At 66.4% G+C, this 26,650-nt stretch carries 34 protein-coding genes and 1 pseudogene; 17 read left to right on the top strand and 18 right to left on the bottom strand.

Annotated features, from left to right (window positions below; genetic code table 11):
• The first annotated feature begins 39 nt into the window (after nucleotides 1-39).
• The 5 genes from L810_RS09765 to L810_RS09745 all read left to right on the top strand — a co-directional run bounded on the left by L810_RS09765 (nucleotide 40) and on the right by L810_RS09745 (nucleotide 3,228).
• Nucleotides 40-843, top strand: a complete 804-nt coding sequence (locus L810_RS09765; RefSeq protein WP_021158223.1) for a lipid II flippase Amj family protein — start codon at nucleotides 40-42, stop codon at nucleotides 841-843.
• Nucleotides 844-929: 86 nt separating this feature from the next.
• Nucleotides 930-1,388, top strand: coding sequence for an MEKHLA domain-containing protein (locus tag L810_RS09760; RefSeq protein ID WP_042973952.1), 459 nt, complete (start codon nucleotides 930-932; stop codon nucleotides 1,386-1,388).
• 295 nt (nucleotides 1,389-1,683) lie between these two features.
• Complete coding sequence (locus L810_RS09755) at nucleotides 1,684-2,184, top strand: Ohr family peroxiredoxin (protein WP_021158221.1); 501 nt, start codon at nucleotides 1,684-1,686, stop codon at nucleotides 2,182-2,184.
• A gap of 155 nt (nucleotides 2,185-2,339) precedes the next feature.
• The gene (locus tag L810_RS09750) at nucleotides 2,340-2,819 is read left to right on the top strand and encodes a carboxymuconolactone decarboxylase family protein (protein WP_021158220.1); all 480 of its coding nucleotides are present in this window, start codon (nucleotides 2,340-2,342) and stop codon (nucleotides 2,817-2,819) included.
• Between the two features lie 4 nt (nucleotides 2,820-2,823).
• Complete coding sequence (locus L810_RS09745; protein ID WP_021158219.1) at nucleotides 2,824-3,228, top strand: cupin domain-containing protein; 405 nt, start codon at nucleotides 2,824-2,826, stop codon at nucleotides 3,226-3,228.
• Between the two features lie 551 nt (nucleotides 3,229-3,779).
• On the opposite strand, the gene L810_RS09740 is transcribed toward L810_RS09745, so the two are convergent.
• Nucleotides 3,780-4,745, bottom strand: a complete 966-nt coding sequence (locus L810_RS09740) for an SDR family NAD(P)-dependent oxidoreductase (protein WP_021158218.1) — start codon at nucleotides 4,743-4,745, stop codon at nucleotides 3,780-3,782.
• A 139-nt stretch (nucleotides 4,746-4,884) separates the two neighbouring features.
• Between L810_RS09740 and L810_RS09735 the strand changes: the two genes are divergently transcribed.
• The 6 genes from L810_RS09735 to L810_RS09710 all read left to right on the top strand — a co-directional run bounded on the left by L810_RS09735 (nucleotide 4,885) and on the right by L810_RS09710 (nucleotide 8,376).
• Nucleotides 4,885-5,805, top strand: a complete 921-nt coding sequence (locus L810_RS09735; RefSeq protein WP_021158217.1) for an AraC family transcriptional regulator — start codon at nucleotides 4,885-4,887, stop codon at nucleotides 5,803-5,805.
• Nucleotides 5,806-6,703: 898 nt separating this feature from the next.
• On the top strand, nucleotides 6,704-6,988 hold the full coding sequence (locus tag L810_RS09730; RefSeq protein WP_027792578.1) for a hypothetical protein: 285 nt from the start codon (nucleotides 6,704-6,706) through the stop codon (nucleotides 6,986-6,988).
• A gap of 47 nt (nucleotides 6,989-7,035) precedes the next feature.
• Nucleotides 7,036-7,245, top strand: a complete 210-nt coding sequence (locus L810_RS09725; protein WP_042973949.1) for a hypothetical protein — start codon at nucleotides 7,036-7,038, stop codon at nucleotides 7,243-7,245.
• A 33-nt stretch (nucleotides 7,246-7,278) separates the two neighbouring features.
• Entirely contained in the window at nucleotides 7,279-7,491 is a 213-nt protein-coding gene (gene rpsU / locus L810_RS09720; RefSeq protein WP_021158214.1) for a 30S ribosomal protein S21, read from the top strand.
• A 256-nt stretch (nucleotides 7,492-7,747) separates the two neighbouring features.
• The gene (locus L810_RS09715; protein WP_021158213.1) at nucleotides 7,748-7,984 is read left to right on the top strand and encodes a hypothetical protein; all 237 of its coding nucleotides are present in this window, start codon (nucleotides 7,748-7,750) and stop codon (nucleotides 7,982-7,984) included.
• A gap of 74 nt (nucleotides 7,985-8,058) precedes the next feature.
• A complete protein-coding gene (locus L810_RS09710) occupies nucleotides 8,059-8,376 on the top strand; it encodes a hypothetical protein (RefSeq protein ID WP_021158212.1) in 318 nt (105 codons plus the stop codon).
• A 179-nt stretch (nucleotides 8,377-8,555) separates the two neighbouring features.
• Here L810_RS09710 and L810_RS09705 read toward each other — a convergent pair whose 3' ends face one another.
• Together L810_RS09705 and L810_RS09700 are read right to left on the bottom strand one after the other, a co-directional pair.
• Complete coding sequence (locus L810_RS09705; protein ID WP_006489184.1) at nucleotides 8,556-8,768, bottom strand: twin transmembrane helix small protein; 213 nt, start codon at nucleotides 8,766-8,768, stop codon at nucleotides 8,556-8,558.
• Nucleotides 8,765-9,115, bottom strand: coding sequence for a hypothetical protein (locus L810_RS09700; protein WP_042973920.1), 351 nt, complete (start codon nucleotides 9,113-9,115; stop codon nucleotides 8,765-8,767). The genes L810_RS09705 and L810_RS09700 overlap by 4 nt, the downstream gene beginning before the upstream one ends.
• A gap of 251 nt (nucleotides 9,116-9,366) precedes the next feature.
• Here L810_RS09700 and L810_RS09695 point away from each other — a divergent pair, with 251 nt between their 5' ends.
• Together L810_RS09695 and L810_RS09690 are read left to right on the top strand one after the other, a co-directional pair.
• The gene (locus L810_RS09695) at nucleotides 9,367-10,125 is read left to right on the top strand and encodes a YoaK family protein (protein ID WP_021158210.1); all 759 of its coding nucleotides are present in this window, start codon (nucleotides 9,367-9,369) and stop codon (nucleotides 10,123-10,125) included.
• Between the two features lie 105 nt (nucleotides 10,126-10,230).
• Nucleotides 10,231-10,416 (top strand): ribbon-helix-helix protein, CopG family, encoded by a 186-nt coding sequence (locus tag L810_RS09690; protein ID WP_021158209.1) that lies wholly within the window; start codon nucleotides 10,231-10,233, stop codon nucleotides 10,414-10,416.
• Between the two features lie 69 nt (nucleotides 10,417-10,485).
• Here L810_RS09690 and L810_RS09685 read toward each other — a convergent pair whose 3' ends face one another.
• On the bottom strand, nucleotides 10,486-11,322 hold the full coding sequence (locus L810_RS09685) for a spermidine synthase-like protein (RefSeq protein ID WP_021158208.1): 837 nt from the start codon (nucleotides 11,320-11,322) through the stop codon (nucleotides 10,486-10,488).
• 40 nt (nucleotides 11,323-11,362) lie between these two features.
• Complete coding sequence (locus L810_RS09680; protein ID WP_021158207.1) at nucleotides 11,363-11,707, bottom strand: zinc ribbon domain-containing protein YjdM; 345 nt, start codon at nucleotides 11,705-11,707, stop codon at nucleotides 11,363-11,365.
• A 357-nt stretch (nucleotides 11,708-12,064) separates the two neighbouring features.
• Here L810_RS09680 and L810_RS09675 point away from each other — a divergent pair, with 357 nt between their 5' ends.
• The 3 genes from L810_RS09675 to L810_RS09665 all read left to right on the top strand — a co-directional run bounded on the left by L810_RS09675 (nucleotide 12,065) and on the right by L810_RS09665 (nucleotide 13,295).
• Entirely contained in the window at nucleotides 12,065-12,328 is a 264-nt protein-coding gene (locus L810_RS09675) for an HPr family phosphocarrier protein (RefSeq protein ID WP_042973918.1), read from the top strand.
• 63 nt (nucleotides 12,329-12,391) lie between these two features.
• Nucleotides 12,392-12,613 carry a hypothetical protein gene (locus L810_RS09670; RefSeq protein ID WP_021158205.1) on the top strand — a complete coding sequence of 74 codons (222 nt, stop codon included), beginning with the start codon at nucleotides 12,392-12,394 and terminating at the stop codon, nucleotides 12,611-12,613.
• 139 nt (nucleotides 12,614-12,752) lie between these two features.
• On the top strand, nucleotides 12,753-13,295 hold the full coding sequence (locus L810_RS09665) for a carboxymuconolactone decarboxylase family protein (RefSeq protein ID WP_021158204.1): 543 nt from the start codon (nucleotides 12,753-12,755) through the stop codon (nucleotides 13,293-13,295).
• Between the two features lie 275 nt (nucleotides 13,296-13,570).
• Here the strand turns inward: L810_RS09665 and L810_RS09660 are convergent, their stop codons facing one another.
• Nucleotides 13,571-14,572, bottom strand: coding sequence for an AraC family transcriptional regulator (locus L810_RS09660; RefSeq protein WP_021158203.1), 1,002 nt, complete (start codon nucleotides 14,570-14,572; stop codon nucleotides 13,571-13,573).
• A gap of 380 nt (nucleotides 14,573-14,952) precedes the next feature.
• Between L810_RS09660 and L810_RS09655 the strand changes: the two genes are divergently transcribed.
• A complete protein-coding gene (locus L810_RS09655; protein ID WP_021158202.1) occupies nucleotides 14,953-15,492 on the top strand; it encodes a GNAT family N-acetyltransferase in 540 nt (179 codons plus the stop codon).
• A gap of 23 nt (nucleotides 15,493-15,515) precedes the next feature.
• Here L810_RS09655 and L810_RS09650 read toward each other — a convergent pair whose 3' ends face one another.
• The 12 genes and pseudogenes from L810_RS09650 to L810_RS09595 form a co-directional block, all read right to left on the bottom strand.
• Nucleotides 15,516-15,737: a hypothetical protein gene (locus L810_RS09650; protein WP_021158201.1), complete on the bottom strand. Its 222-nt coding sequence runs from the start codon at nucleotides 15,735-15,737 to the stop codon at nucleotides 15,516-15,518.
• 35 nt (nucleotides 15,738-15,772) lie between these two features.
• A complete protein-coding gene (locus L810_RS09645; protein WP_051392206.1) occupies nucleotides 15,773-16,141 on the bottom strand; it encodes a hypothetical protein in 369 nt (122 codons plus the stop codon).
• 528 nt (nucleotides 16,142-16,669) lie between these two features.
• Entirely contained in the window at nucleotides 16,670-18,298 is a 1,629-nt protein-coding gene (locus L810_RS09640; RefSeq protein ID WP_155836153.1) for an efflux transporter outer membrane subunit, read from the bottom strand.
• Between the two features lies 1 nt (nucleotide 18,299).
• A complete protein-coding gene (locus L810_RS09635; protein WP_021158197.1) occupies nucleotides 18,300-19,892 on the bottom strand; it encodes a DHA2 family efflux MFS transporter permease subunit in 1,593 nt (530 codons plus the stop codon).
• A gap of 100 nt (nucleotides 19,893-19,992) precedes the next feature.
• Nucleotides 19,993-21,372: an HlyD family secretion protein gene (locus L810_RS09630; RefSeq protein ID WP_021158196.1), complete on the bottom strand. Its 1,380-nt coding sequence runs from the start codon at nucleotides 21,370-21,372 to the stop codon at nucleotides 19,993-19,995.
• 138 nt (nucleotides 21,373-21,510) lie between these two features.
• On the bottom strand, nucleotides 21,511-21,993 hold the full coding sequence (locus tag L810_RS09625) for a DUF1641 domain-containing protein (RefSeq protein WP_021158195.1): 483 nt from the start codon (nucleotides 21,991-21,993) through the stop codon (nucleotides 21,511-21,513).
• A 112-nt stretch (nucleotides 21,994-22,105) separates the two neighbouring features.
• Nucleotides 22,106-22,582, bottom strand: coding sequence for a BON domain-containing protein (locus tag L810_RS09620; protein ID WP_042973945.1), 477 nt, complete (start codon nucleotides 22,580-22,582; stop codon nucleotides 22,106-22,108).
• A gap of 222 nt (nucleotides 22,583-22,804) precedes the next feature.
• Nucleotides 22,805-23,317: a low affinity iron permease family protein gene (locus tag L810_RS09615; RefSeq protein ID WP_021158193.1), complete on the bottom strand. Its 513-nt coding sequence runs from the start codon at nucleotides 23,315-23,317 to the stop codon at nucleotides 22,805-22,807.
• Nucleotides 23,318-23,450: 133 nt separating this feature from the next.
• Complete coding sequence (gene copM / locus L810_RS09610; RefSeq protein ID WP_021158192.1) at nucleotides 23,451-23,834, bottom strand: CopM family metallochaperone; 384 nt, start codon at nucleotides 23,832-23,834, stop codon at nucleotides 23,451-23,453.
• 88 nt (nucleotides 23,835-23,922) lie between these two features.
• Nucleotides 23,923-25,593 (bottom strand): GMC family oxidoreductase, encoded by a 1,671-nt coding sequence (locus L810_RS09605; protein ID WP_021158191.1) that lies wholly within the window; start codon nucleotides 25,591-25,593, stop codon nucleotides 23,923-23,925.
• Nucleotides 25,583-26,248 (bottom strand): gluconate 2-dehydrogenase subunit 3 family protein, encoded by a 666-nt coding sequence (locus L810_RS09600; RefSeq protein ID WP_021158190.1) that lies wholly within the window; start codon nucleotides 26,246-26,248, stop codon nucleotides 25,583-25,585. The genes L810_RS09605 and L810_RS09600 overlap by 11 nt, the downstream gene beginning before the upstream one ends.
• Nucleotides 26,245-26,650 (bottom strand): annotated as a pseudogene (locus tag L810_RS09595) (hypothetical protein); the annotation flags it as partial. The pseudogene L810_RS09595 and the gene L810_RS09600, both read right to left, overlap by 4 nt.

The following is a 26,650-nucleotide window of genomic DNA, read 5'->3' as shown; positions in this document are numbered from 1 at the left end:
CGGGTACACTCATGCCTCCGCCACACGCGCCGTCACAGCATGGACAGTCAGCTTTGGATCATTTGCGGGCTTACATTCGTCATCCATGTGATCGCGACACTGGCCTATGCGGTGCGGATTGCCGGCGTTCGAACGCGCCGGATCGCCTTGTCGTTCTCCTTGTTCGGGATCATCGCGCTGGTTTCCCGGACGGCCAATTCCTTTCAGGGGCCGTTCATCGCGAAGCGGGTCGAAATGGATATTGCGCATCGGATGGGCAGCGGGTTGCTCACCGATTTTCGACTCTTCCTGCTGAGCGCCACCGTGGCGAGCATTGCCGGCGCCTTCCTGATCCCGACTTTCCAGCGTTATTTCAGCCGCGCCGTCGAACATTTCCAGGTGAACCGTTCGATTCCGCGGCTGCTGGTGGACGCCTGCAGTCGCGCCGGCGTCAACTATCTTCGCGTGGGCGCACGACTGCCTTCCCGCCACAACGTCACGCAACTGACCGCGAGCACCGGCGTGTCCTGGAAAGTCATCGTGCTGAACGTGGCGGCCATGGCGATCTGGACGGTCGGTGTGTTCGCGTCGCTGTATGCGGGTTACCTGAAACCCGACCTGAGGGTGACATGCGCGAACCTGTCGTCCGTCATCAACGGCTTCGCGACCGTGGTGCTGGCCGTCGTCATCGACCCGCAGGTTTCCGTCATGACCGACGATGTCATCGAAGGCCGGATATCGGAAAACAGCTTTCGGCGGGCCATCACGACGCTCGCCGGCGCGCGTGTTCTCGGCACGCTGTGCGCTCAAGCGGCGCTCGTTCCGGCGGCGTGGGTCATCGTCCGTGTTGCGGAAATCATTTAACCAGGAATAGTAGTCTGCGGATGCTGTATCGTAAGCACCCATACAGTCGCGCAGACGGGCCCACGATCTCCGTCGAGATGTTCCAGATGATCCCACTCCACAGCAATCCAGCGTTCTTTCAGCTCCTTGCCGACAGCTACGCTCGGCTGCTTGGCCGCCCCCTGGTGCCTCAGGCCATGCACGTGGACGAAGCTACCGAATGGCTCTATGAGCATGCGCCGTTCGCGGTACTCGCGCACAACACGGATCCCGACCCGGTCTTTATTTACGGCAACAAGGCCGCGCAGCGCCGGTTCGGGTACAACTGGGATGAAATCACCCGACTGCCGTCCCGACTTTCAGCCGAGGCCCCGAATCGCGAGGAGCGGCAGCAATTCCTCGCACGCGTACAGCGGCTCGGCTACGAAGCGGGCTACAAGGGCGTGCGGGTCACCAAGTCAGGCCAGCGCTTCATGATCGAGGAAGCCACGCTGTGGCAACTACTCGACGCCGACGGCACACTGCACGGCCAGGCGGTCGTCATCCCGCGCACGCGGGATATCTGATCGAGCGGCCCGGTTCCTGAGCCAGGGTCTGGCCGCCCTGCACGCTCCCCCCTTCCATCGACTGCATTGGTGCGGAACGGGCAACACCATGCATCCCGAGTCGATCTGGTGCGTCGGCTCGTCTTTGCCTAGCATGCAAGTACGTTTGGTCCATCGACGGGATGGCACTCGTGGGGATTGACTGGCAGGCAAGCGCTGCGCCGTTGCGCTGATTCGCTTCGAAGAACAATGCAGCGCCTCGATACGCAAGGTTCGAGAGACGTTCGCGTTGGCCATACCAGCAACCGGGAGGCATATGGAGAACGAGAGGTTGCAACCTCCGCCGCTGACACTGCTCGACAAATACCGCGGGAAGGAGTTCGCCCCGCTCTACACGACCACGGTCACGGTCTCTGGCGGTACATCCAGGCACGGCCGTGCATCGGGCGTCGCGAAATCCGACGACGGCAGTCTCGCCCTCGATCTGCGCGTACCTGTCGAACTTGGCGGCCCGGGCGGCGGCACCAATCCCGAGCAGCTATTTGCCGCCGGTTACGCCGCATGCTTTCACGGCGCGCTGAGCCTGCTGGCGCAACGCGCGCGGGTCGATATCCGGGAAACGACCGTCGCCGTCGAAGTCTCGTTCGGCCGCGATCCGGTAGATGGCGGATATGCGCTGGTTGCCAACGTCACCGTCCGTATGCCGGGTGTCGAGTTGCCCGTCGCGGAAGGCCTCGTGCGCGACACGGAACGTCTCTGTCCTTATACGAAGATGGCACGACAAGGCATATGTGGCTTCATTGCCGCGTCGGCATGATGAGCGACTGGTGCGGAAGCGGCAACAGAGTGCGCACCTTGCCGGTACTACTGGCCCCCGGGGCGCACGATTACGATGGTTGCCGGGCAGGTGCTGCGGCGAATCGCCATCCGACGCGCCGGCGGCACCGCTTCTACCGATCAGGAGAACAGATCATGACGCAACGTATCAACTACTTTCAGCAATCGCCGGAACTGACCAGGAAGCTCATCGAGCTGGACGGCCTGTTTCAGAAGACGACGATCGAGGCGCCGGTCCGCGAGCTCGTCGAGATCCGTGCATCGCAGCTCAACGGCTGCGCATTCTGCGTCGACATGCACATCAAGATGGCAAAGATTCATGGCGAGCGTGAATTGCGCCTGCACCACGTCGCGATCTGGCTCGAATCGACGCTGTTTTCACCCCGCGAGCGCGCCGCGCTGGAATGGACCGAGGTACTGACCCGCCTCCCCGCGCATGGCGTGCCGGACGACCTCTACGCACGCGTACGGGAACACTATTCCGAGCAGGAATTGTCGGATCTCACCGTCCTCGTGGGCGCCATCAATAGCTGGAACCGGCTGAATGTCGCATTCCGCATCGTGCCGGGATCGTTCGACAAGATGTTCGGGCTCGACAAGGCCAACCTGGAGTGACGACATGAAACGCATCATGCTCGTACTCGCGCCGCTGGTATCGTCGCTGCTGATGGCCGTTCAGCCCGCCGTCGCCGCACCGCACGCGAAGGTCACGCCGCTGACCACGGAGCCGTTGCCCGAGTATCCGGGCAAGGAAGTCCAGATGATCGTCGTGGACTATCCGCCCGGCAGCGTCGACCCCGTTCATCGTCACGACGCGCACGCCTTCGTCTACGTGCTCGACGGCAGCATCGTGATGGGCCTGAACGGCGGCAAGGAGGTCACGCTCCATGCCGGCGACACGTTCCACGAAGGCCCGGAGGACGTCCACACGGTCGGGCGAAATGCCAGCAGCACGAAGCCGGCAAAATTCGTCGTGTTCCTGATCAAGAACAAAGGCGCACCGGTCCTCACCCCCGTGAAGTAGGGTAATCGTCGTCGCGGCCCGGTAACGGCGGGCCGCTTCGCCGGTTTCAATCGCGACAATGCGTCCAACCCGTGTGTTTCGTGTACGGCGACGACTCGATCCACTTCGGATCGGCAAACAGCAGCGGATCGATTCGTGTTTGAGGCCACGTTGAGGCGATCGAGCGACTTGAGCGGATACGCGACGGGCGATCGCCCGATCGGGCGCCGGCGCACCGTGGTGGCGTCGGAACCTGACCCGGTTGACACGGCGGATGCGACCATCGGCCTGATCTTGCTTACCGCCCTCTGACTTATGCACAGTAATCGGCCGCCGTGAACTGCCCCCTCCTGACTGGAATCAATCGCCGTCTCAAGCTTCGCGATCAGCCAACTCGCATCAACCTTCGATGCACTTGTCTCGAACCCCGACTCGCTTTCCGCGATACCGATCGCGGAGATGAGCTGCGCGCTTCGCGCGACGCCTGACTAAATGGCCGCGCGCGGATCTCGCGCCGGCCGCATGCGCTGTCTCCGCCGGTGCCTGTGCCCTCCTTCGTACGCGCCCGGCCGTCAGCGGCTCGCCGCAAAGGCATCGATTCCGGTCAGCTTCGCGGACCACGCCCACAGACGCGCCGCCTCATCCGGATCGATCGCATGCGGCCGCACGCCGAATTCCTCGTGTCCCTGCGTAACGACCGCAACGTCGCAATCCTCGCAATAGATGCCGCCGATCGCCGCAAGGCGCGGCGACGTTGCCGCCCATACCTGGGTTGCGGCACCCTGGGCCGGCGTCTTGAAAGTCGGATCGACCGGCACACCGTGCTCGTCCACCCAGCCCTGCGCCATCATCTCTTCACGTGTCAGATGGCGCTGCAGCGGCGTCGCGATCTTGCCCGGATGCAGCGAATAGGCGCGGACACCGAACGGGGCGCCCAGCGCGTCGAGCTGCACCGCGAACAGCGCGTTGGCGGTCTTCGACTGCCCGTACGCGAGCCATTTGTCGTAGCCGTGTGCGAACTGGACGTCATCCCAACGAATCGGCGACAGCCGGTGCCCGAGCGACGACACTGCGACCACGCGGGCGCCGCCGCCGTGCGCCAGCACGGGCCACAGTCCGTTGACGAGTGCGTAATGGCCAAGATGATTGACGGCCATCTGCGCTTCCCGGCCATCGCCGACGCGCGTCTCCGGGCACGCCATGATGCCCGCGCTGTTGATGACGATGTCCACGTTGCGCCGCGCATCGACGAACCGCGCCGCGAATGCGGCCACGCTCGCGAGATCGGCGAGGTCGAGTGCCGCAATCTCCACACCGTCGATGCCGCGCGTTGCTTCGCGTGCGGCATCGACGTGCCGTGCGCCGACGACAACGGTCGCACCGGCTTGCGCCAGTGCGCGCGTCGTTTCCAGGCCGAGGCCCGAATGGCCGCCCGTGACGATGGCGGTCTTGCCACGAAGGTCGAGACCGGCCAGTACGTCGCTTGCCGTCGATGCTGCGCCGAATCCGGAATGAAGGGGGTGTTGCCTGCTCGTCATCGAAGGCTCCTGGAACGATGCGTGAAGCACGCGCCCGCCTGTCGGTCGCGTCACTGCACGAGGCCATTTTCCGGCGGCGCCCCCGGACTGTGAATGCAATAGAATCCGATTTTTCGTCGAGATCGTCCGGAGCGTGAACGTGGATCCCCTGTCGGAAGTGCTGTCGCTGCTGGAAACGCGCGACTCGTATTTCACCGGCCTGAGAGCGGGCGGCCAGTGGGCGGTTGCCATTCCCCCGCCCGAGGGAATCAAGTTCAATGCGGTTGTCGAGGGAAGTTGCTGGCTGACCGTCGACGGCGCCGGGGCGCCGATCCGGCTGCGCACGGGAGACTGCTTCCTGCTCGCATCGCCGCGGGCATTTTCGCTGGCGAGCGATCCATCTGTGACGCCGGTCCCTGCCGCCGACGTGTACCGGAACGTCGAACACGGCATCGCGCACTATGGCGAACCGGCGAACTGCTTTCTGATCGGCGGCCGCTTCTCGTACGAGGAAGGCATGCCGCTGCTGCTTGGCAGCCTGCCGCCCGTGGTGGTCGTGAGCGGCGACTCCGAACAAGCGGCGGTGTTGCGCTGGGCGCTGCAGCGGCTCGCACATGAGTTCGGCAAACCATCGCCGGGGGCGTCGCTGATGGTTCGGCATCTCGGCCACATGATGCTGGTCGAGATCCTGCGCCGCTACGTGGACGACGGCGCGAACAGCGATGTCGGATGGCTCGCCGGGTTCGCGGATTCCCGGGTGAGCACGGCGCTTGTCGCCATTCATGCGGAGCCCGCGCGACGCTGGACAGTCGACGAACTCGCGACCTGCTGCCACGTATCGCGGTCGACGTTCGCGCTGCACTTCAAGCGGCGGCTGGGATTCGGGCCGCTCGAGTACGTACTGCGCTGGCGCGTGCAGCTCGCAATGCGGGAACTGCGACGCTCGAACGCATCGATATCGGCAATTGCGCAAATGCTCGGCTACGACTCGGATAGCGCGTTCGGACATGCGTTCAAGCGCATCGCGGGTTGCTCTCCCCGTGCCTATCGACATGACATCACGGGCGGGGCGGGCGGCTAGCGTCATCGCCCGCCACGCTACGCCCTCTGCTGGCGCCCCAGAACCCGTTTCAGTCACGCCAGCGACGCTGCCGTCCTCCGATAAGATTCATTCCGATCAACATCGTCGGGATAAGTATTCTTATCACAATAGCATTTTTACCAGATAAAACTCACAATCGACACAACGCGCGACCACGAGCGTCCCCGTCGTGACGACCCTGTCGAAAGTTGGCAGAAGCCTTTGCATAGCCTCCCCCCCCCCGGTGGCAACTTCAGTGCGTGGCGCGTAATCGCGTGAATTCACCGGGGTTCCGCACCTGTCGACCGACGACTGGCGAATTGACATCATTGCTTCGCAAACGGTGACAACCCCATTTTTGTCTACGCCCGCCTGCAGTGGCATGCGCGCGATGTGCCGAATCCCGTTTCGCCGAACGCCAATCGAATGATCGCGCGAGCTTACCGCCCGCATCACGGAACGGCGTGCGTCGGCTGGCGACTGACACTGCCTTCGCATTGACGTCCAGACGCGGGCCCCCTGTCGATTCGACGGCTGTCACAATTTCGGCAAGCAACATCAGGTGCATATCCCCCTGCCCCATGCCGCTAAATGGGGAAAAGTTTCGTTTTCCGTACGAGGCATGAATGGTCAGCGTCGACTGGTTGTCGAGGCAGTTGCCTTGTCGCGGTCGAAATAAGATGGACACCCGCTCGACGATGCGCGTATGATGGTTTCATTCGAGCGCCCGTTTGCTGTTTGCCCGCTCGCCCTCCACCCGCCACCGTGTTGCGTCGCGTACCGCCTCGCTCGCAACGTTTGTCCCTTTCACACCGACCCGCCGCGCCAAGCATCAGGCGATGCTGGCTGAATACGCTCGTCCTTGCGAGTCGCCGCAATCGATCGCCAGGAGTTCATGATGAGCATGCATATTTACCGTGGATTCGAGATCTATCCACTGATTTACCCGCACGTGCCTGCGTTGGATGGCAACCCGCATAACTACGATGCCGGCTTCGACGCAGCGGTCAAGATTTGTCTTCGCGGCACCACCGATACGCTGACGCAGAGCCAGACGTTCAGGCTTCTCGACGACAGTCCGTTCGATACCGCCGGTGACGCACGGCGTGCGTCATTGCGCTATGCCGAGAGTGTCATCGACGAAAATCGCGAAAAGCAGGGCTTCTTTTCGAGCGCCGTCTGACGCGACTCACGATGGCAAAGCAACTTTCCAGCAATTTGGAGGACGAAATGATCGTCGACGAACTTCTTGACCTGATCAGAGGGTGCAAGGTCACGCGGAGCGACGCTGTCCTGCCCGCTGGAATGACCCATTCCGCGCTATGTCATCAACAGGAGCTGCAGATGTTCGCGGCCGTGCGTGCGTTTTCAATCGGAGCCGGGTATTCGGAATTCGAATCCGACGAGATCGCAAGCACCGTCATGACACGACTCGGCTAGATTTCCTGTCGACCGTTTTCAACCAGGAGTTACATGACAACCATCACACTGAAGATCAACGAACCAATCGATGTCGCGCTGCGACGATTCCGGCGCAGTATCGAGAAGACCGGGTTGATTCGGGAGTTGCGCAGTCGTACCAGCTACGAAAAGCCCACGACGGAGCGCAAGCGGAAAAAGGCCAGTGCCGTTGCCAGGCAGCGCTTGCGTACGAAACGCCTGATGCCGCCCCGCAAAATGTTCTAGGAACATCGTGCACGCCGTGCCGGCCAGAGGGCCGCTTGCGTCGCCCTCTCGCCCTCCGGCACGAATTGCAGTGGCCGGACGACGCAGGCCGCAAGCCGGCCGCCTCGCAGCCGCAAGAAGGATGATCAGTACGCCCGTCACGCCGTGCAGCCGTGGTGCTGCCCGACATTGACTCCAGCATCGCCTTAGGCGTGAGCGCACGTGCGCTCGCCGTGCAGCAAGTCAGGGTGAAAATCATAATCAGAAGGCGAAAAACATGAGCGGGTACTGCGACGCGGCACACGAGTTGGCCCATATCAGACGATCGATCGGGCTGCTTGAGCAAGCGCAACACGCGTTCATCAACAGATCGACCGTCAACGATCCAGCGTACTGGAGAGTCAAGCTCAACAAGCTTCGCACGCAATCCGGGCGCAACAAGGTTCTCTCGCTCCAGGTGGACGAACTCCTGGCCCGCCTCGAACGCATTCACGATGCACGCTCCCGAAAGTAAGACCCGACTCCTTCTTCGCCCCCTCTTTTTCCGGGTGCACGCGCATTGCAGGGAGCAATCCCGGGAGCACCATCATGATCGACGCCAACCCAGGCAACACGTTTCGACACCTTCCACTCTCGCCCGAGCAGGACGCGGAAATCCGGCACTATATAAAGAAGAAGGCGCGAAAGGGCGAAGCGTGGGACACCCCTGAGTTGGCGATGATGCTCGGAGACATGCTTTCCCCTCCGCCAGGCGACGACGAGACGCCAGAGGCTACCGTCGAAGAAGTGAAACTGGCCTGCGAATATGCATTGGCCTCGATCGACGAAGCCATGGAGCCCGTATCCGCAAGTGAAGAACGAGTCGCCGCGATGGAAGCCGAGGAAATGAAGCATCCCAGGCGGTAACGCATCCACGATGCCCGAAGCTCGAGCCGCAGTTGCGCCGCCGTCCCTTTGCCTTCAGCCGGATTGAACGGCCCGGCCATCCCTCCGCCCATGACGTCGCGTACGCAATCGCGCCGCCACTCGCCTCGAAAAAACGCGAATTTCCGCGAACGCCCCGCCTGCAACGGGGCGCCCGTCGTTCACCGGCCGATCGGCAACCCCGTCGGCTCGATCCAGCCCAGCTTGTAAGCGATCAGCAGCGACAGGAACAGCGTGACCGACAACCCGACGCGTGCCGCGAGCGACCATGCCATCCGCTTGGACTTGCCGCGATCGTGATTCATGAAATACAGCGCGAAGATCAGGCTCGCGATGATCATCGCGAATGCCACGGAAACCAGCAGAGTTTTCATTGGTGATGCCCTTGAAGATCTGAATCGGCCTGAATCAGTTCGGCCAGTTTTTGCCGCTCGTCGGCGAGCGCGCTGACGCCCGACGCCGGCCAGTCCAGCGCGACGCCGTTGCCCAGCGAATCGCGCACGAGCGTCTGGTAGCGCCGGTCGTTGATCCGGCCGTGGTCCATCGTTTCCGAGATCTCGCGCCGGAACGGCAGCGGGAAACTCGCGTACGCACGCGACAGCGCCGCATATTGTCTCGCATCGATCTCTTTCGACGATGGTATGACTGTCCAGATCACCACGGCCACGATGGCCGTGAACGGGATCGCAGTGTAGCGAAGGATGAACTTGATCGGGGTCATGAAGCGGTGGGCAGAAGTGATCGCGAATGCGGGCGGCACGGCAATGCGGCAGCGAAGACGCGGCCGGCCCGCGCAGCACGACATTGTACTGTCAGCCCCATACGGCTGACAGAGTATGATAATGACATTATCATGTCCATCACATGATTCAAGAGACCCGGCACCCGTACGCATGCGGCGTTCCCGCCCTGCCACCCGGCGCCGGTTTTCATGTCCGTGCCCGCGATCCGCGGCGATTGAGCGAAGCCACCATGCCAGCGCAGTACTTTCGAAACCTGACGGGAAAACACCGCAGCGCGACCGCAAACCGTCAGCTCGGGTTTTCGCTGGCGTTCGTCGCCGGCGCGGCCAATGCCGGCGGCTTCCTCGCGGTCAAGCAATACACGTCGCACATGAGCGGCATCGTATCGGCGATCGCCGACCAGACAGCGCTCGGCGACGTTCGGCTCGCGCTGGCCGGTATCAGCTCGCTGGGGTCGTTCCTGATCGGCGCCAGCTGCTCGGCGATCCTCGTCAACTGGGGCCGCCGTCGCGGCCTGCACAGCCAGTTCATGCTGCCGCTGCTGGTCGAGGCCGCGCTGCTGCTTCTGTTCGGGCTGCTCGGCAGCCATCTCGCGCTGTGGGAAACCTTCTTCGTGCCGGTGACCGTGACGCTGCTGTGCTTCATCATGGGGCTTCAGAACGCGACGATCACGAAGCTGTCGGGCGCGGAGATCCGCACCACACACATGACCGGCATCGTGACCGACCTCGGCATCGAACTCGGGAAGCTGTTCTACTGGAACCGGTCGGCGATCGACGTCGACGCGCATGCGGTGATCGCCAACCGCTCGAAGCTGCGGATTCACGCAACGATGCTTTCGTCGTTCTTCATCGGCGGCCTGGCCGGCGCAATCGGCTTCAAGCATGTCGGCTACGTATCGACCGTGCCGCTCGCCGCGGTGCTCGTCACGCTGGCGATCGTACCGGTGATCGACGACCTGCTCGCGCTGGTCCGCAGCAAGCGCTGAGTGCGCACCCGGCCGCGTTTCCCCACGCTTCCCCGCGTGCCCGGTAGTAGCGCCGAAGGCTCATCGATTATAATTTGATTAACATACCGACCACCCTCGCCCGCAATGGAAACAAAAACCGCCCGCCTGACCGTCCTGATCGATCCCGCGAAGAAGGAAGCATTCGAGATGCTCTGCGCAGAGCAGGATCTCACGCCTTCGCAAGTCGTGCGGCAACTGATCCGCGAGTATCTCGACCGTCACGGCGTGACGTACAAGACCAAGAGCGCGCTCGGCAAGCGCGTGAAGTAAGCGAAGCTCGGCCGCACCGGCCACGCACGCGGCGGCGCATTAATGCCGCTTAATGCCGCTCAACACCGATTACGCGCCGATCTCCCACCGCCCCGGAGGCTGCGTACGCTGCACCAGCCGCTGCGGCTCGATGCACTCCCCGGCCTTCATGCGTCTCGCCGTGGCTCCCAGCTTGAGCTCGCCGGCCTGTGCGCACGCAAGTGCGCGCTCGAGCAGGATGCGGAGTGACGGCAGCCGCTGGCCGCCCTTCCACGCAAACGCGATGTAGTTGTTGTCGTCGCCGCACGGCACCAGCGTATACGACGCACCGAACACCGCTCGCAGTTGCTCGAGATGTTGCGGCAACGCCGGATCGTCGTCCATGAAGTTGATCGCCAGTACGCCGGTATCACTCAGGCGAGCCCGGCACGCAGCGAGGAATGCGGCACCCGTGCACCGGCCACGCATGCCGTCCGCAACGAACGCGTCGTGCAGGATCACGTCCGTCCGGACCTCCGCCCTTTCCAGGTGATCCGCGGCGTCGGCGCACACCACCTTGAACCGGCCGTCATCGGCAGGAATCCTGAATACGTCCCGCAGCGCGATCACGTCCGGGTTGATCTCGACCGCGTCGATCGCCGCACCGGGCAGGTGCCGGTAGCAGTACTTCGCCAGCGAACCGCCGCCGAGCCCGAGCATGCAGATGTGCGCGGGCTCCGGCTGCAGCAGCAGAAAGCCCATCATCACGCGTGTATAGCCGAGCTCGAGCCGGCCCGGATCCCGGAGCGACATGAAGCTCTGCGTGCCGAAATGGTCGAAATGGAGCGAAAGCGCGTGCTGCGTCTCCAGCACGAAAGGCCGGCCGTCGTTCAGCGGCGTCGCCAGGAACCTGACGAACGCATCGTAGGAAAATCGTTCCTCGGCCATGGGGGGAAGTCGATCAAGCAGTCGATTGGCGCGGGTGCACTCAGACCTTCTTCAGGTAGCAGGCCTTCAGCATGAAGCCGCCCATGTCGGTCTTGCAGTCGACCTCGTGATCGCCGCCGACGAGCCGGATGCTCTTGACCTTGGTACCCATCTTCAGCGTGATCGACGAGCCCTTCACGCGCAAGTCCTTGATCAGCACGACCGAATCGCCATCCGACAGCACGTTGCCGTTCGCGTCCTTGACGACGTCGCCGGCCGGCTCGTCACCGGTTTCGGCGCCGGCACCGGCCGACCATTCATGGCCGCAGTCCGCGCATACGGTCAGCGTGCCGTCCGGGTAAGTGTTTTCCATCGCGCATTGCGGGCAGGCGGGGGCGGCGTTCATTGCAGCTTCCATTCGGAATGAGTTGGGTCGTCGATAAAAATGCCGGGCGCGCTGGCAGCGTCGCCCGGCCGGCCTGACGGCACGCGCCGACGGATCGGCGGACCGCCGTCGGCGCACACGGCATTATAATGCAATTCACATATCTTGATCGCTGTATTATAATCGGCGTTTTCGTGCCGTTCGCCGGATTTGCAACCTGTTTCCCCGAGAATGCCGGCACATCCACGCAGGATGCACACCCCCCGGCCTCGCCGCCGGCTTCTCCGGGTTCCGCGGGAAAGCGTGTTTCACGCGCGCCAGGCGCAGCGCCGGCCCGGCACCGCACACCGATTCCCCGTTCTGAGGCTTTCCGACATCGTGGCAACCGTCGTGTACGTTGAAATCGGCCCCGCGTGGAACCGCAACCGCGGCGGCGCCGCACGAAAAGCAGCCGTCGACGCGGCGCGCGGCTTCGACAGCGACATCCTGCTGATCGCGAACGGGATCAGCAGCAACGCAAAGGACAGCGCCGCCGTCGCAGCGCTGCAGGTGCACGGCGGCACGTCCGCGCAAGTGCTGGCCACCGGCCCCGACGAGGAGGCGGCGCTGCAAGCGCTGCTGCCCGTGCTGCAAGCGCGCTGATTCGCGCACTACCCGGCGTCACGGCATCCCGCCCACCCCGAATCCCCTTTTCACGAGGAAGCGATGAGCGACAACTTCACGTCCAACACCCCGAACCTGTCGGCCTCCGCCATCTGGGCGCTCGAGCGCCTCGCCGACGTCCGCTACGGGCGCGATGCGCCCGCGCTCGGCTGGTCGATCGCGCGGGAACTCGTCAGCGCGGGCTTCGTCAGCCATTCCGCACACGGCCGCTCCGGCGCGTCGATCACGGCCGAAGGGCGGACCTTCCTGAAAAGCCGGAAGTAGACCGCCGGCGGCGGCGAATCGACTTGATCCTTTTGAGCATCACAATGGCAATTTTGCGCCTTATGAGGATCGCCCTGCGCTTCTAAAGTGGAGTCACCCCGAACGAACGGGCGTCAACTTTCCGATCAAGGAGCCAGTCATGAGCCGCATCGCCATCCCCGCCATCGAAACCGCCACCGGCGCAACCGCCGACGTGTACGCACAAGTCCGCAAGGTCGCCGGCGGCACAGTCCCCAACCTGTTCGCCGCCGTCGGCCATCTCGCGCCGAACGCGCTCGCGGCCGTGCTCGACGCCGAAGGCGTGCTCGCCGGCGGCACGCTGACCCGGCAGGATCTCGAAACGATCAAGCTGCTCGTCAGCGCCGATACCGGGTGTGACTACTGCGTCGCCGCGCACAACCTGCTCGGCAAGATGAGCGGCCTGTCGGCCGACGCACTGCGCGCGATCCGTTCGCGCGAGCCGAACACCGGCGACGCGAAGCGCGACGCACTGATCCGTTTCGTGCTGAACCTGCAACGGACGAGCGGCACGATCACCGACGACGAATTCGCCGCGATCCGCGAAGCCGGCTACACGGACATGCAACTCGCGGAAATCTCGCTCGCGATCGCGCTGACGATCTTCACCAACACGTTCAACCGCATCAACGACACGGTCGTCGATTTCCCGCCTGTGAAGTAAGTCGCGCGGCTGCAAGAACATCGGGACGGCATGCGCTGCCGCTGCCGTTTCGATCGCGCCCGTCGCCGGCTCCATTGCCGCGGCGGGCGTGACGCCTGGATGACGGCCACGGCGCGGCCTGGGGGATCGGAATATCCGAGGTGCCGCGCTGTTCGTCGAGTGGTTCGTCGGGCCGGACAATCGTAGCGATGGGCCCGGCATCGAACCGTGCGCCGACATCTGGCTGATCCGCCTGCGATTGCATCGAACCGCAGCAGGCGCCGCCTCCTTCGCGTTTACTCCGCATCGCCGGCCACGCCGTCGTCCGATGCCGCCGCATCGCGCGGACCACCGAACGACTGGCGCCGCCATTCACCTGGCGTCATCCCCGCCCAGCGGGTGAACACGCGGCGAAACGCAGCCACCGACTGATAACCGACGTCGGCCGACACGGCCTCCGCGCTGGCCGACGGCCGGCGCAGCGCATTCGCGGCGAGGCTCATCCGGATATCCGTCAGCAGATCGGCGGCCGAGTGCCCGAGTTTCGACTGGAAATGACGCATGAAGGTCGCGCGCGACATGCTGCACAGCGCGGCCAGATCGGGCAGCGTCCACGGCCTTGCCGGATCGTCGAGCATCGCGACGATCGCGGGCGCGAGGCGCGGCTGGCCGGCCAGCGCCAGCAGGCCGGTCGGCGCCTGCCCCGATTCGCTGATCGCGCGCAGCGCGAGCGCGAACAGCGCCGCCGACAGCGCGTCGAGGATCGCGAGACCGCCGAGTTGCTGCTCGAGCGATTCCGCGCGCATCAGTTCCACGAGGGCGGTCAGCCGCGCGGTGGCGGCCAGCGCGTCCGCCGTGCGACTGTCCGCCACCGCGCGCACGACGAGATCGGCCGGCAGGTGGCGCCGGATCAGCCGGTCGTGCGGCGGCGCGACCACGAAACGCCCGCACAGCATGTCCAGCCGCTCGCCGGTGCCCGCGTTCTCGCCGATGAAGACGTGACCGCCGGGCCGCTTGACCGCCGGCACCGGCGGCAACCCGCTGCCGTCGTGGAGCACATGCGGGGAACCGTGCGGCAACAGCACGAGATCGCCGCCGCCGAGTTCGCGCACGGAGCCGTCGTCGGGATTCTCGAGGATCGCGCGGCCGCGCAGCACCACGTGATACGGAATCTCGCACGCAGGCGATCGTTCATACGTGACCGCCCACGGCGCGCCGAACGCGCAGCGGATTTCGAGCTTCCCGGTGACCGTGACGAGCGCCATGAAGCGGCTCAGCCAGTCGGATTCGAGTGTCATGTCGAGGGGTGAACGCACATCGGAAGTGCGGCGTGCGCCGCATGAAAGTCCGATTATCGCGCGGTCTGCCGCTGCAATCGCGCACGTTTCCGGTTCGACGCCGTCGATGCACCGGCGTCACTCGCGGCCGGCGGAGGCCGCCGGATGCGACGCCCGCCGCGACAAGGGTTTTGCTATCATTCCCGCGCCCTGTCTTGCCGAAATGGACCTGCCCGCTCGCAGCGTGCCGCGCTCGCGTACCGCCGATCACACGCCGCCGCTCACCGACCAACACCGCCGCCCGACCTGCCGGCGAGCGCGTGAACGGGCCCCGACCAGCGCGGCATCGACGTGCCGACGGCCCGGCCGTCCCATGCGCCCCCTTCTTTCCGGAAACCACGATGCCGCCTGTCTCTTCCCCGCCCGTTCTCGACACGCCGCGCCTCATCCTCGAAGGCCATCCGCTCGGCGACTTCGATGCGCTCGCCACGATGTGGGCCGAGCCCAAGGTCGTCGAGCACATCTTCAACGGCGAGCCGTCCGCGCCGCGCGACTCGTGGATGCGCATGCTCGCGTATCGCGGGCTGTGGCCGCTGCTGGGTTATGGCTACTGGGCGATTCGCGAGAAGGCGTCGGGCCGCTATGTCGGCGACCTCGGCTTCGCCGATTTCCACCGGCTCATCGAGCCGTCGATTCGCGGCGTGCCGGAAGCCGGCTGGGCCCTCGCGACGTGGGCGCACGGCAAGGGCTACGCGACCGAGGCGCTCGCGGCCGCGCTTGCGTGGCTCGACGGGCAGCAGCGGTTCGAGCGCAGCGTATGCGTGATCAAGCCGACCAACGTTGCGTCGATTCGCGTCGCGGAGAAAGCGGGTTATGGCGAGCCGCAGCGTATCCGCTTCAACGACGCCGATTCGTTGCTGTTTTCGCGCATGCGCCGTTAGGCGAGCGTGGTCCGTCGGTCACGTCAGTCCACGGCCGGTTCGTAAAAGCGCAGGAAGAGGCCGTTGTCCATCGGCCAGCAGTTCCCGCTTTCGTCGAGCAGAATCCAGTCGCCCGGCTTCACCGGACGCCAGCCTTCCGGCGTCGCGACTGCCCACGTGTCGTGGCGCCGCGCCACCCGGTCATGGTCGCCATCGACGAACCATCGTGTGGCATCGACGTAGGCGGTACGTTTTCTGAATCTCATCCTGCCACCCAAGAAAGCGGATATCTGCATCGCGCTCAATGACGGAGCGCGAATCGCGTGTCGGCGCGGGACGCACATCGCGATGCCGCAGCGTCCGCATCGAGCACGCGCTGCCCGGCCTTCAACGCATGCGTCGCCGCCCGCGTTTCGTGCAACGCCGCCCAGCCCTCGGCGACGAGCGCCTGCAACGTTTCGCGTGCGACGATGGAGATCCGGACATCGGTCTCCTGCATTCTCCCGAGCGCCGACACGACCTCGTCCGGCTGATCGGGCGCCAGCGCAAGCACGAACCGCGAACGCGTCTCGGCGGCGCGGACGGCCTCGGCCCAGTCGGCCCGCGCCACCGCGGCTTCGATCGCGTTCGTGAGCGCTTCGAGACTCTGCACGACTTGCCACGGCATCATGTCGCCTTCCCGTCAGTTGCCTGTCACCGTCCGCATGACGGACGAAATCGCGGCGCATCATGCGCGCGCATCAGGAAGCGAAATTGTAGGGAACGATACGCGGCGACATCGGTAATATTTTGTAATGAAATGTCGAGTAACCTTGTCTGGCGGGGAAATCGACTCGTACAGGCGGCGTTCGAGACGGTGGAATTCCGCAAACGGTTTCGCCGGAAGCATGTTCGACGGCCCCCGCTCAGCAGCGCCGCTGCCGGACATCGCGTCGAAGCGCTTCGGCCGCACGCGCGCGCTGGATGCCGCCCGCTTCGCGCGTTCCGCCCGGCAGCGGCGACTTCCCGATAGCTGCGTGTCATACCCGGATTCAGATTTCGCCACATTTCGGCGAAATTCTGCACCGTAGCATCCGCGTCGCTTCTGCGACGACGCGGTACCGACATCATGGTGACCGCGTCTGACGAACGACTCGTCAGGACCATCCGCTCCGACGGTCATCCGGCCGACAGGCACGGTAACGCCGCGCGCTTGCCGCTATCGCTCTGACGCCGTGTCCCTGCCCAAAGCCGCGGCCGTGCTGGCCGGCCATCCTCCACCCAGCGCCTTGTACAACGCGACGAGATCGGTCGTGGTCTGCAATGCGCCCTGCTCCGCCTGCTGGCGCCCCTCCGACCACTGTCGCTCGGCGTCGAGCACGTCGAGGAACGGCGACAATCCCTTGCGGTAACGGTCGCGTGCCAGTTCGAGCGCGCCCTGTTCGGCCTTCGCCGCATCGTCGAGCGCGGCCGCGCGCGCCTGGTCGGTGCGATACACGGCCAGCGCGTTGTCGACGTCGCGCAGCGCAACCAGCACGGCTTGCCGGTAAGCCAGGGCCGCTTCGGCCTCGCGCGCTTGCGACAGCCGCAGGTTCGACACGAGCGCACCACCGGAAAATACCGGCAGCGACACGGCAGGCCCGAACGCATAAAACAGATGCGACCAGTGAGCAAGTTCACGCACGTGCGACGCGCGCAGGCCCACCTGCCCGGTCAACGAGATGTCCGGATAGAACTGCGCGACCGCGACGCCGACATCGGCGGTGGCCGCATGCAGGTCGGCCTCCGCGCGGCGAATATCGGGGCGTCGCCGCGCCAGCGTCGACGGCAGGCCGACCGGCACGGTCGGCGGCACGCCCGGCAACGCCCTCGGAGCGGCCAGCCAGTCGTCGAGCGCGCCAGGCGCACCGCCGACGAGGTACGCGAGACCATTGCGCAGCAGCACGATCTGCTGGTCGAATTGCGGCAGCTGCGCGCGAATCTGTGCGAGCCGCGCGTCGGCACTGCGCACGTCGAGATCGCTCGCCAGCCCGTGCGCTGCCCGCTCGCGCGTGAGATCGAGCAGGTCGTGCTGCGTACGTTGCAGGTCGTCGGCAAGCGCGCGCTGTGCCTCGGCACCGCGCAGTTGCAGATAGGTCTGCGCGACTTCGGCCTCGAGCGACAGCAGCGCGTCGTCGCGGCTCGCGACCGCTGAACGCGCCTGCGCATCGGCCGATTCGACCGAGCGGCGCACGCGCCCGAACAGGTCGAGTTCCCACGATGCGTCGAATCCGGCCTGCCACAGGTTGACCGGCGCCTCGAGGGCATCGAGCGCGTCTTGCGCACCTCGCCGCGCGCTCGCGCCGGTACCCGGCCCGAACCGGTCGAGCGGCGAGCCCGGTGCGCCGAGCTGGTCGACGCGGCGGTCGATGCCCTGCTCCTCGACGATGCCTTTCAGGCCGAGCTGTTCACGCTGATAGCTCGCGTTCGCGCGCACGTCGGGCAAACCCTGCGCGGCGGCCGCGCGAACCTGCGCCCGCGCCTGTGCGATACGCAGCACGGCAGCCTGCACGCCGAGATTGTCTTGTGCCGCGCGCTCGACGAGCCGGTCGAGCAGCGGATCGCCGAACGCCTGCCACCAGCGCGGATCAGGATCGACGTCGGTCACGGGCGACGACCGCATGGCGGTGTCCGGGGCCGCCTGCGCATCGGCATGCATCGCATGCCAGGTGTCAGGCATGTCGGCGTGCGGCGGCTTGTAATCGGGGCCGACGGTACAACCCGATAACGTTGCGTATGCAACCAGTGCAATCGCCGTGCCGCGCGCGAGGCACTCCCGGCGGCTACGATCGTGTCGGCGCATGCGCATCTCAATGCCCTCCCGCACCGCGCGCCGCTTTCACCGGCGAGAACAGGAACGTCAACGGAATGCTGAACGCGCAGAACACCGCGAGCAAGGCGAACACGTCGATATAGGCGAGGATCGTCGCCTGCAGCACGAAGGTTTCATACAGCCGCCCCGTGGCCGTTTGCAGCGCGACCGACGGCGGTCCGCCGGTCAGCTCGCCGATCGCGCGCGCGTTGTCCTGCAGCGCGGCCTGGAAGTTCTGCGACAGCGGCGACATGTGCCCGGACAGATGCGCCATCCGCGCCTGGGTACGCTCGCGGATCAGCGCGGTCGATAGCGAAATGCCGATCGAACCCGCGACGTTGCGGAACATCGTGAACAGCGCGGACGCATCATCGTTGAGCCGTCGCGGCACGGTCAGGTACGCGAGCGTCGTGATCGGCACGAACATGAAGCCGATCGCGAGCGACTGCGCGCACCGGATCATCACGAGATGCCGGTAGTCGATGTCGGGCACCAGCATGCGCGAATAGGCGAGCGCGCCGCACAGCAGCACGAAGCCGGACCCGACGAGATAGCGTGTCTGCACATGCGGCATCAGCCGGCTCACGAACGGAATTTCGAGCGTGATCAGCAGCGCGCCCGGCGACAGCACGAGCCCCGCAAGCGTCGCCGTATAGCCGAGATGTTGCTGCGCGAGCTGCGGCACGATCACCGCGCTGCCGTACAGCACAGCCGCGAACGTCGCGATCGTCACGCAGCCGAGCGCGAAATTGCGATCGCGCAGGCACGACAGGTCGACCACCGGCTTTTTCGCGCGCAACAGCCACAGCGTCGCGCCGACGAGACCCAGTGCCGACAGCACCGCGAATATCCGGATTAGCGGCGAGCCGAACCAGTCCTCGTCCTCGCCGCGATCGAGCATCACCTGCAGGCAACCGAGCCCGATCGCGATCAGCCCGATGCCGATGTAGTCGACGGAGATCCCGCGTTCGGCGCCGCGCCGCCAGGGCGGGTCCTCGACGAGCTGCATCACCGCCAGCACGGTCAGCGCACCGATCGGCACGTTGAGCAGGAACACCCAGCGCCACGAAAAGTGATCGGTGATCCAGCCGCCGAGCGTCGGCCCGAGCACCGGCGCGACGACGATCGCGACCGCCGAGATCGAGAACGCGCGATTGCGCTCTTCGGGCGGGAACGTGTCAAGAATGATCGACTGCTGGTTCGGCTGCAGGCCGCCGCCGAACAGCCCCTGCAGCACGCGAAACACGATCAGTTCGCCGAGATTGGTCGCCACGCCGCACAGGAACGAGCACACCGTGAAAGCGGCGATGCACAGCACGAAGTAGCGCTTGCGGCCGAGCAGGCGTCCAAGGAAACCCGAGATCGGCAACACGATGCCGTTCGCGACGAGGTACGACGTGAGCGTCCAGGTCGCTTCGTCGTAGCTCGCCGACATCGTGCCCGCGATATGCGGCAGCGCGACGTTGACGATCGTCGTGTCGAGCACTTCCATGAATGCGGCGAGCGTGACGACGATCGCGACGAGCCACGGGTTCGCGGCCGGACGCCATGCGTCGCCCGGCTCACCGTTTCGGTCGGACGGCCGGTTCATCGGCGGGGTCCGCGAAGCGGGAACGGCATGCGAGTGTCGGGCATCGGAACGCTCCGGTCGGGGCCGGCCGCCGTATGCCGGCGCAACATGCGGCGGCTGTTCATTTCAAATGCACGGTCGGCTCGACCGACAGACCGAGACCGAGCGGCGGACGGTTCGGCAGCGGACCGTCGAGCACGATCTTCACCGGTACGCGCTGCACGATCTTCACGAAATTGCCGGTGGCGTTCTCGGCCGGAAACGCGGAAAAGCGCGCACCGCTGCCGAGCTGAATACTGTCGACGTGGCCGTGCAGGTCGAGGCTGGGGTACGCGTCGACGGACACGTCGACGCGATCGCCGACGCGCATCCGTTCCAGCTGCGATTCCTTGAAGTTCGCGGTGATCCATACGCGCGGCGCGACGAGCAGGAAAATCGACGTGCCCGGCTGCAGGAACGAGCCGAGCTGGACATTGCGCCGTGTCACCCACCCGTCCGACGGCGCACGCAATTCGCAGTACGACAGGTTCAACGCGGCGGTATCGAGCTGCGCGCGCGCCTGCAACACTTGCTGGCGCTGCTCCTCGACAGCCGTCTCCGCCTGGCGGATCTGCTGCGGCACGAGGCTCGCGGTGCGCGCCTGCGCCTGAGCCATCGCGACGTTCGCATCGGCGCTCGTGCGTTGCGCGTCGGCGGCGTCGATCGCCTGCTGCGACGTCGCGCGGGCATCGACCGCGCGCTGCCGCTCCTGCGCGGCGAGCGCCTGTCGATAGGCGGCTTCCGCCGATTCGATCTGCGCACGTGCCTGCCGGTACTGGGCTGGATACTGCACGTGCGCGATGTCGAGCTGCACGCGCGCCGCATCGAGCCGGGCCTGCGCGAGGCCGAGCTGCGCCTGCGCTGCGTCGACCTGCGCGCGGTAGTCGCGCGGATCGATCTCGACGAGCACGTCACCGCGTCGCACGAACGTGTTGTCGTCGACCGCGAGCCGTGTCACGTAACCGGACACGTGCGGCGCCACCGCGACCGCGTTGCCGTCGGTGTACGCGTCGTCCGTGCTTTCCTGGTCGCGCGTCGCGAGCCACCAGACCAGGCCCGCGACGAGCAGCACGCACAGCATCGCGCCGAAGACGAGGAGCGGCTTCTTGCCGGGACGTTTGCGTTTGCGTTCGCCTTCGCCGTGGCCGCCGTCTCCATCGCCACCGGTGCGTCCGCCGCGATCGTCGTGCGGATGGCCGTCGCCTCCGCCGCCACCCGGGGCATCGGTCGAACGTTCGTCGTCGCGGCGCGGTGCCGGGCCGTCGCCGTTGCCGCCGGGCCGATCGCCGTCGCCCGCACGCGCGACGGCGGCCGGTGCCAGACCGTCACCGTTCCGGCCGGCCGGTTCGCCGGATTTCCCCGCCACGCGCGCCCGGCCCTCACGCCATCCGGAGATCGGTGCACGCGGCGCGAAGCCGAATCGCTCGGGTATGGACAACGGACACGGAATGGCATCGGGCATCAAATGGCGCTCCTGGCGGCGGCCGCGTACGTCATTGCACGCGCCGGCCGCGTCGCACGTCATCCAGCAAACGTCGGGCCCGGGCGCAGCAGACGAAGCACCGGGCCGCCGATACGGCCGAAAAACGCCGGGGCATCGTCACGTACCAGTCGCCTTCCCGCCGGACGCTGTGACGGGCGCCTCCGGATCGCGCGCCAGCCCTTGCGCGAACACCTTCAGGCCTTCGAGCAACGGCGTCAGCGCGGCCCACAGCGCTTCATCGTGCAGCAGCCGGTACGCGCCGCGCACGCCGGGCGCGACATGCTCGTGCTGCGCCGGCTGCCATGCGCCGACGTGATGCAGCGCATCCGCGGCCGCGAACACGGCCTTGCCGAACTGCTCCGGCGGAATGCGCGACAGCGCCATCAACAGCACCGCGAGATTCTGCATCCCGCTCTGCATGCCCGGCTTGTCGAGTGCATCGACGAACGTATCGGCCAGCCGCGCGTTCGCGCCGACGACCTCGCTCGCCAGATGCAGGAATCCATGCCGGTGCAGGCTGCCGAGCAGGTGCTCGAGCGCTTCGTGCGCACCGGGCTCCGTGTGCGGCGGCGTCGAGTCGCCGGACGGACGTTCGATCATCGGCTGTGCTCCAGGTGAGGCGCGCGGCAGCCGCCGCTCGAGCGACTCCGCATGCGCCGGGTTCGTAGTTCGTGCGTTGCGCGGCTCACCGCATCGCCGGCAAACGCCACTGTCAGCGCGAGTGGCCGGGCGGCACCTTGTACTCGCTGCGCGCGCCCATCGCGTCCTCGACTGTCTCCACGCCACGCAGCGCGGCCACACCGTCGACGACGGTTCGCCGCTCGGCCTCGTCGATCTGCCCGCTGAGCCGCACATGCCCGTGTTCGACGATCGCTTCGACGTCGCGTGGATGGCCGGCCAGCCGGCCGAGTGCCGAACGCACGCGCTCGGCTACCTGGGCGTCGCCTGCATCGCCCGCAAGCCAGTCCGCACGCAGGCCTGCGATCGCGCCCCGCGCATGGTCGGCCACCCGCCTCGCCTGCGCATTCGCATAATCGGTCACGCCGTGCCGGCCCGAGGCCGCCTTGTCGCGCAGGTACGCACGCCGCCGCCGGCCCGATGCCGGATCGAGGAAGTACATCGCGGCCGCGCCGCACGCAACGGCTACCGCAAGATTCAACAACGGGTACGAAGGAGGTCTGGCGTTCATGGCAGCACCGTAGGCAACCCCCGGAACGACCGGGGTTTCGTCGCGACGTGCAGCACGTGCCGTTCCCTGTGCGCCCTGCACCCGCCGGAAGACGGCGCGCCGCCATGCGTTCATCGCGCGGATGCCCTGCATGCCGGGGTGCATGGACAGAAATGACAAGCGGTTGAAAAATCGTCCGCGGGTCGCGCCCCGATCGCGCGCAGCCCTGCAGCGCCACGTCGGTCATGATTCCGGCGAAGGTTCGGCCGGTTCGCGGTCGCAATCGGTATCCGGATCGGCGTCCCGGGCGGCTACCCGCTTCGCTTTGTCGAGGTAGGTCTGCGCCATTGCGCGCAACTCTTCCTCCGATGCGTCCTCGATCCCGATCAGCCGGTCGCTCGCCGCGTGCGTGACGGCCACGAGTTCGTCGAGCTTCAAGTGCATCGCGACACTGTCGCGGTTCTGGTTGCGCTGCAGCAGGAACACCATCAGGAATGTGATGATCGTCGTTCCGGTATTGATGACGAGTTGCCATGCATCCGAATAGTGGAAGAGCGGGCCGGTGACGAGCCACAGCGCCGTGACGGCGACCGCGCTGCCGAACGCGACCGGCGAGCCGGCCCACACGGTCACGCGCGACGCGAAACGTTCGAACGCGCGCGTGACGGGGTGCCTGACCGTGACCGCCCGGGGATCGGTCGCAGCCTGTCCGTCCGGGCCCGTCCGGACACTGGATGGATCGCTCGATTCACGCATGGCGCCTCCCGGATACAAATGTCGAGATCGGCGCACACGCGGGCCCGCGACACGCAACGGCACGCGGTTCCGTGCCCGCAGGCGGGCGCCGTCCAAAGGCGGAGCAACGTGCGTGCCCGCGCCGCACGGCCGCTCACGGCGCCTTGCCGTGCATCTTTTGCCAGCGCTCCATCAGCGCGATCTCGTCGCGTTGCGCCGCGACGATCCGGCTCGCGAGCTGCCGCAGCGTCGGGTCGTTTCCGTATTTCAGCTCGACCTGCGCCATGTCGATCGCGCCCTGATGATGCGGTGCCATGTGGGCGACGAAATCGCGGTCGGCGTCGCCCGTGTACCGCGCGGCCTCCATCGCGTCCATCATTTTTTGGTCGGCGCGCTTGTACGCCTGCGTAGATGAATCGGGCACGCTGGCCGGTTCGGCGGGGCGCAACTGGCCCGCCGCCGGCAGCGCCGACGCGCACGCCGCGAGCACTGCACCGGCGACGCACCGGCGCACGGACAAGCAAAGGAATGCTGGCATGGGGTAAGTCCTCGATAAAGGATTGAAACGGGTCACACGCGATCGTCCCTGTCGTGCTCGAGCATCGCCAGGCACGTCGGCGCGTGGTTCACCGCCACCGGGCACGCGCATGCGCGTCGCCGCGCGCGACCAGCGTACGGATTCGATCGGCGGTGCGGCACGCGATCGCCTGAATCGTCAGCGACGGATTCACGCCGCCGACGGTCGGAAACACCGAGCCGTCGCACACCCACAGATTCGGAATGTCCCAGCTGCGGCAGTCTGCATCGACGACGCTCGTCACCGGATCGCTGCCCATCCGCGCGGTCCCGGCGAGATGGCAGGTATCGTCCTCCTCGTGCCAGACGTCGCGTGCGCCGGCCGCTTCGAGCGCGCGCCCCATCTGCGCAAGCGCGTGGCGGATCATCCGCCGGTCGTTGTCGTCGTATGCATAAGTCACGCGCGCGACCGGCAGCCCGAACGCGTCGCGCTCGTCGGCGAGCGTCACGCGGTTGTCCGCGCGCGGCAGCGTCTCGCCGACGATCTTCAGCCCGGCCTGGAAGTTGTAGCGCGCCATCTCGCGCTTCAGCGCGTCGCCCCACAACCCGCGCGCGGCCAGCTTTCTCGCCCATTCGATCGGCAGCGGCCCCTGGCTCATCCAGCAGTAGCCGCCGAAGAAATCCTTGCCGTCGTCCGCGTAGTTCCAGTGCTCGGTCAGCGACAGCGACGGCGGCCCCTTGTACCAGCGCACTTCGTCGTCCATCGTCCCCCACGACGCCTGGTTGAGCTGCGCCATCATGAAGCGACCGACAAGGCCCGAGCTGTTCGCGAGCCCCTGCGGATGCCGCCCGGTCGCGGACAGCAGCAGCAAGCGCGGCGTCTCGATCGCGTAGCCGGCGACGACGACGTTGCGCGCGCGCTGGAAACGTATACGCCCGTCGCGGGCGTAGTGCACGCCGGTCACGCGATCCCGTTGCGCTTCGATCCGCAGCACCATCGCGAGATCGCGCACTTCGGCGCCGGCCGCGACGGCGCGCGGAATCCACGTGACGAGCGCACTCTGCTTCGCGTTGGTCGCGCAGCCGGCAATGCAGAAGCCGCGATACACGCACGGGTGCGCGCGACCGCGCGGTGCGGACAGCGTCGCCAGCGGAGTCGGTGTCCAGCCGATGCCGAGAGCGTCCGCGCCGCGCGCGAGCACCAGCGCGGCCGCATTCAGTTCATGCGCGCGATACGGATAGCGCGGGCGGGGCGGTCCCCACGGGTAACGCACGGGCCCGCTGATCTTCAGCGCCTGTTCGACCTCGCCGTAGTAGCGCCACATCTCGCGCCAGTCGAGCGGCCAGTCGACGCCGTAGCCGAGCGCGGTACGCGAGCGAAACCACTCGGGCCGGAAACGCAGCGAGACCATCGCGAAATGCACGGTGCTCCCGCCGATCGCACGGCCGCTGTTGTTGGTGCCGAGCGTGAGCGGATCGGCGCCGTCACAGATCCGCTCGTCGGTCCAGAACAGCTTGTGCTGGTGCGTCTCGTCGGACGCAAATTCCTCGAGCGGCCGCCACCACGCGCCTGCGTCGAGCGCGACGACCGAGAACCCGTATTCGGCGAGCTTGCACGCGAGCGTGGCGCCGCCCGCGCCGGTGCCGACGATCACGAAGTCGACTTCGTCGTGGTCGCCGAACATGCGCATCGGCGACCAGCCGCCGACGCGCAACGGATCGGGCGCGCGGCCATCGCGGCCGCGCGGCGTCTCGGGAAACGGCGATGTGTCAATGGCCATCGCGGTCGCCCTCGTCCACGCGTGCTTCAGCTTCCCAGGGGTCACGCCGGTTGAATCCCATCCGCACGTAGCCGCGCGGGCTCGCGGGGCCACCGAAGCCGATCTCGTTCCAAGCGAACGGGTGGCTGTAGTACGCACCGCAGATATCCATCAGCACTCGCTTCGCGAAGAACGTACGCGGATCCATGCCCCCCCAGACCGGCGCGACGCTTCGATCGATTTCGCCGTGCTGCACCGCATGCAGCAGCACGTCGGCGTCGTTCGCGCCGAGCGAAGCGAATGCGCGGCCGTGCGCATGGTGCGCCATCGCGTCGAGCGCGGCGAGGCCGGTCTGCCACGCATCCCGCAGCGGCGGGAGCCGCGCATCGCGGTAGCCGTCACCCTCATCAGCCGCGAGTCGCGCGTCGAGCAGTGCCGCCGTCGGGACCACGCCGGCATCGCCCGGCTCCTGCGGCACGATGCGCGCGCACAGCGCATCGAGCGTCGCGAATCGTTCGGCATCCAGATGACGCGGCGCGGCGGCCTCCACCCGCAGCCGCGCATCGATCGCGCGACGCGTTGCGTCGTTCCATGACGGCGTGTCACGCTTGGCAAGGACGTCGTAACCCGCATAGCGCGGCAGCGCGACCGCCGTGATGCCACGCACACCGCTCATTGCCCTTCCCCTTCGGCGAGTGCGGTGGCGGCGAGCCCCGCGATCGCGAGTGCGGTGAAGCCCGGCGGCGCCGGCAGCGGCGGGCCGGACAGTACGTTCTGCGCCGCATTGCCCCAACCGCCCATCTGCCGCGCGACGCCGCGCGCATGGAACGCGACGCCGACGGTCCCGAGTACCGCCGTCGCGCGCAGCCACACGCGGCAGAACCGCAAGTCCGCGCTCCGGCGCGACAGCGCGAGCTGCGCGGTCGCGAGCGCGGCAATCGGCGGTACGACGAGCGGCGCGAACATCGCGCGATGCTGGAACGCACCGCGAAAATGCAGCAGCCCGACTTCGCCGAGCGTGCCGACGAGCCCCGCCGCGACCAGCGCGGCCAGTGCGCGCCCGGCCGGCAGGCCGGCC

Source organism: Burkholderia sp. AU4i, assembly GCF_000466765.1.
GTDB classification, from domain to species: Bacteria; Pseudomonadota; Gammaproteobacteria; order Burkholderiales; family Burkholderiaceae; genus Burkholderia; species Burkholderia cepacia.
Note: the sequence above shows the minus strand (reverse complement) of the source record. Positions and strands in the feature narration are given on the sequence as shown.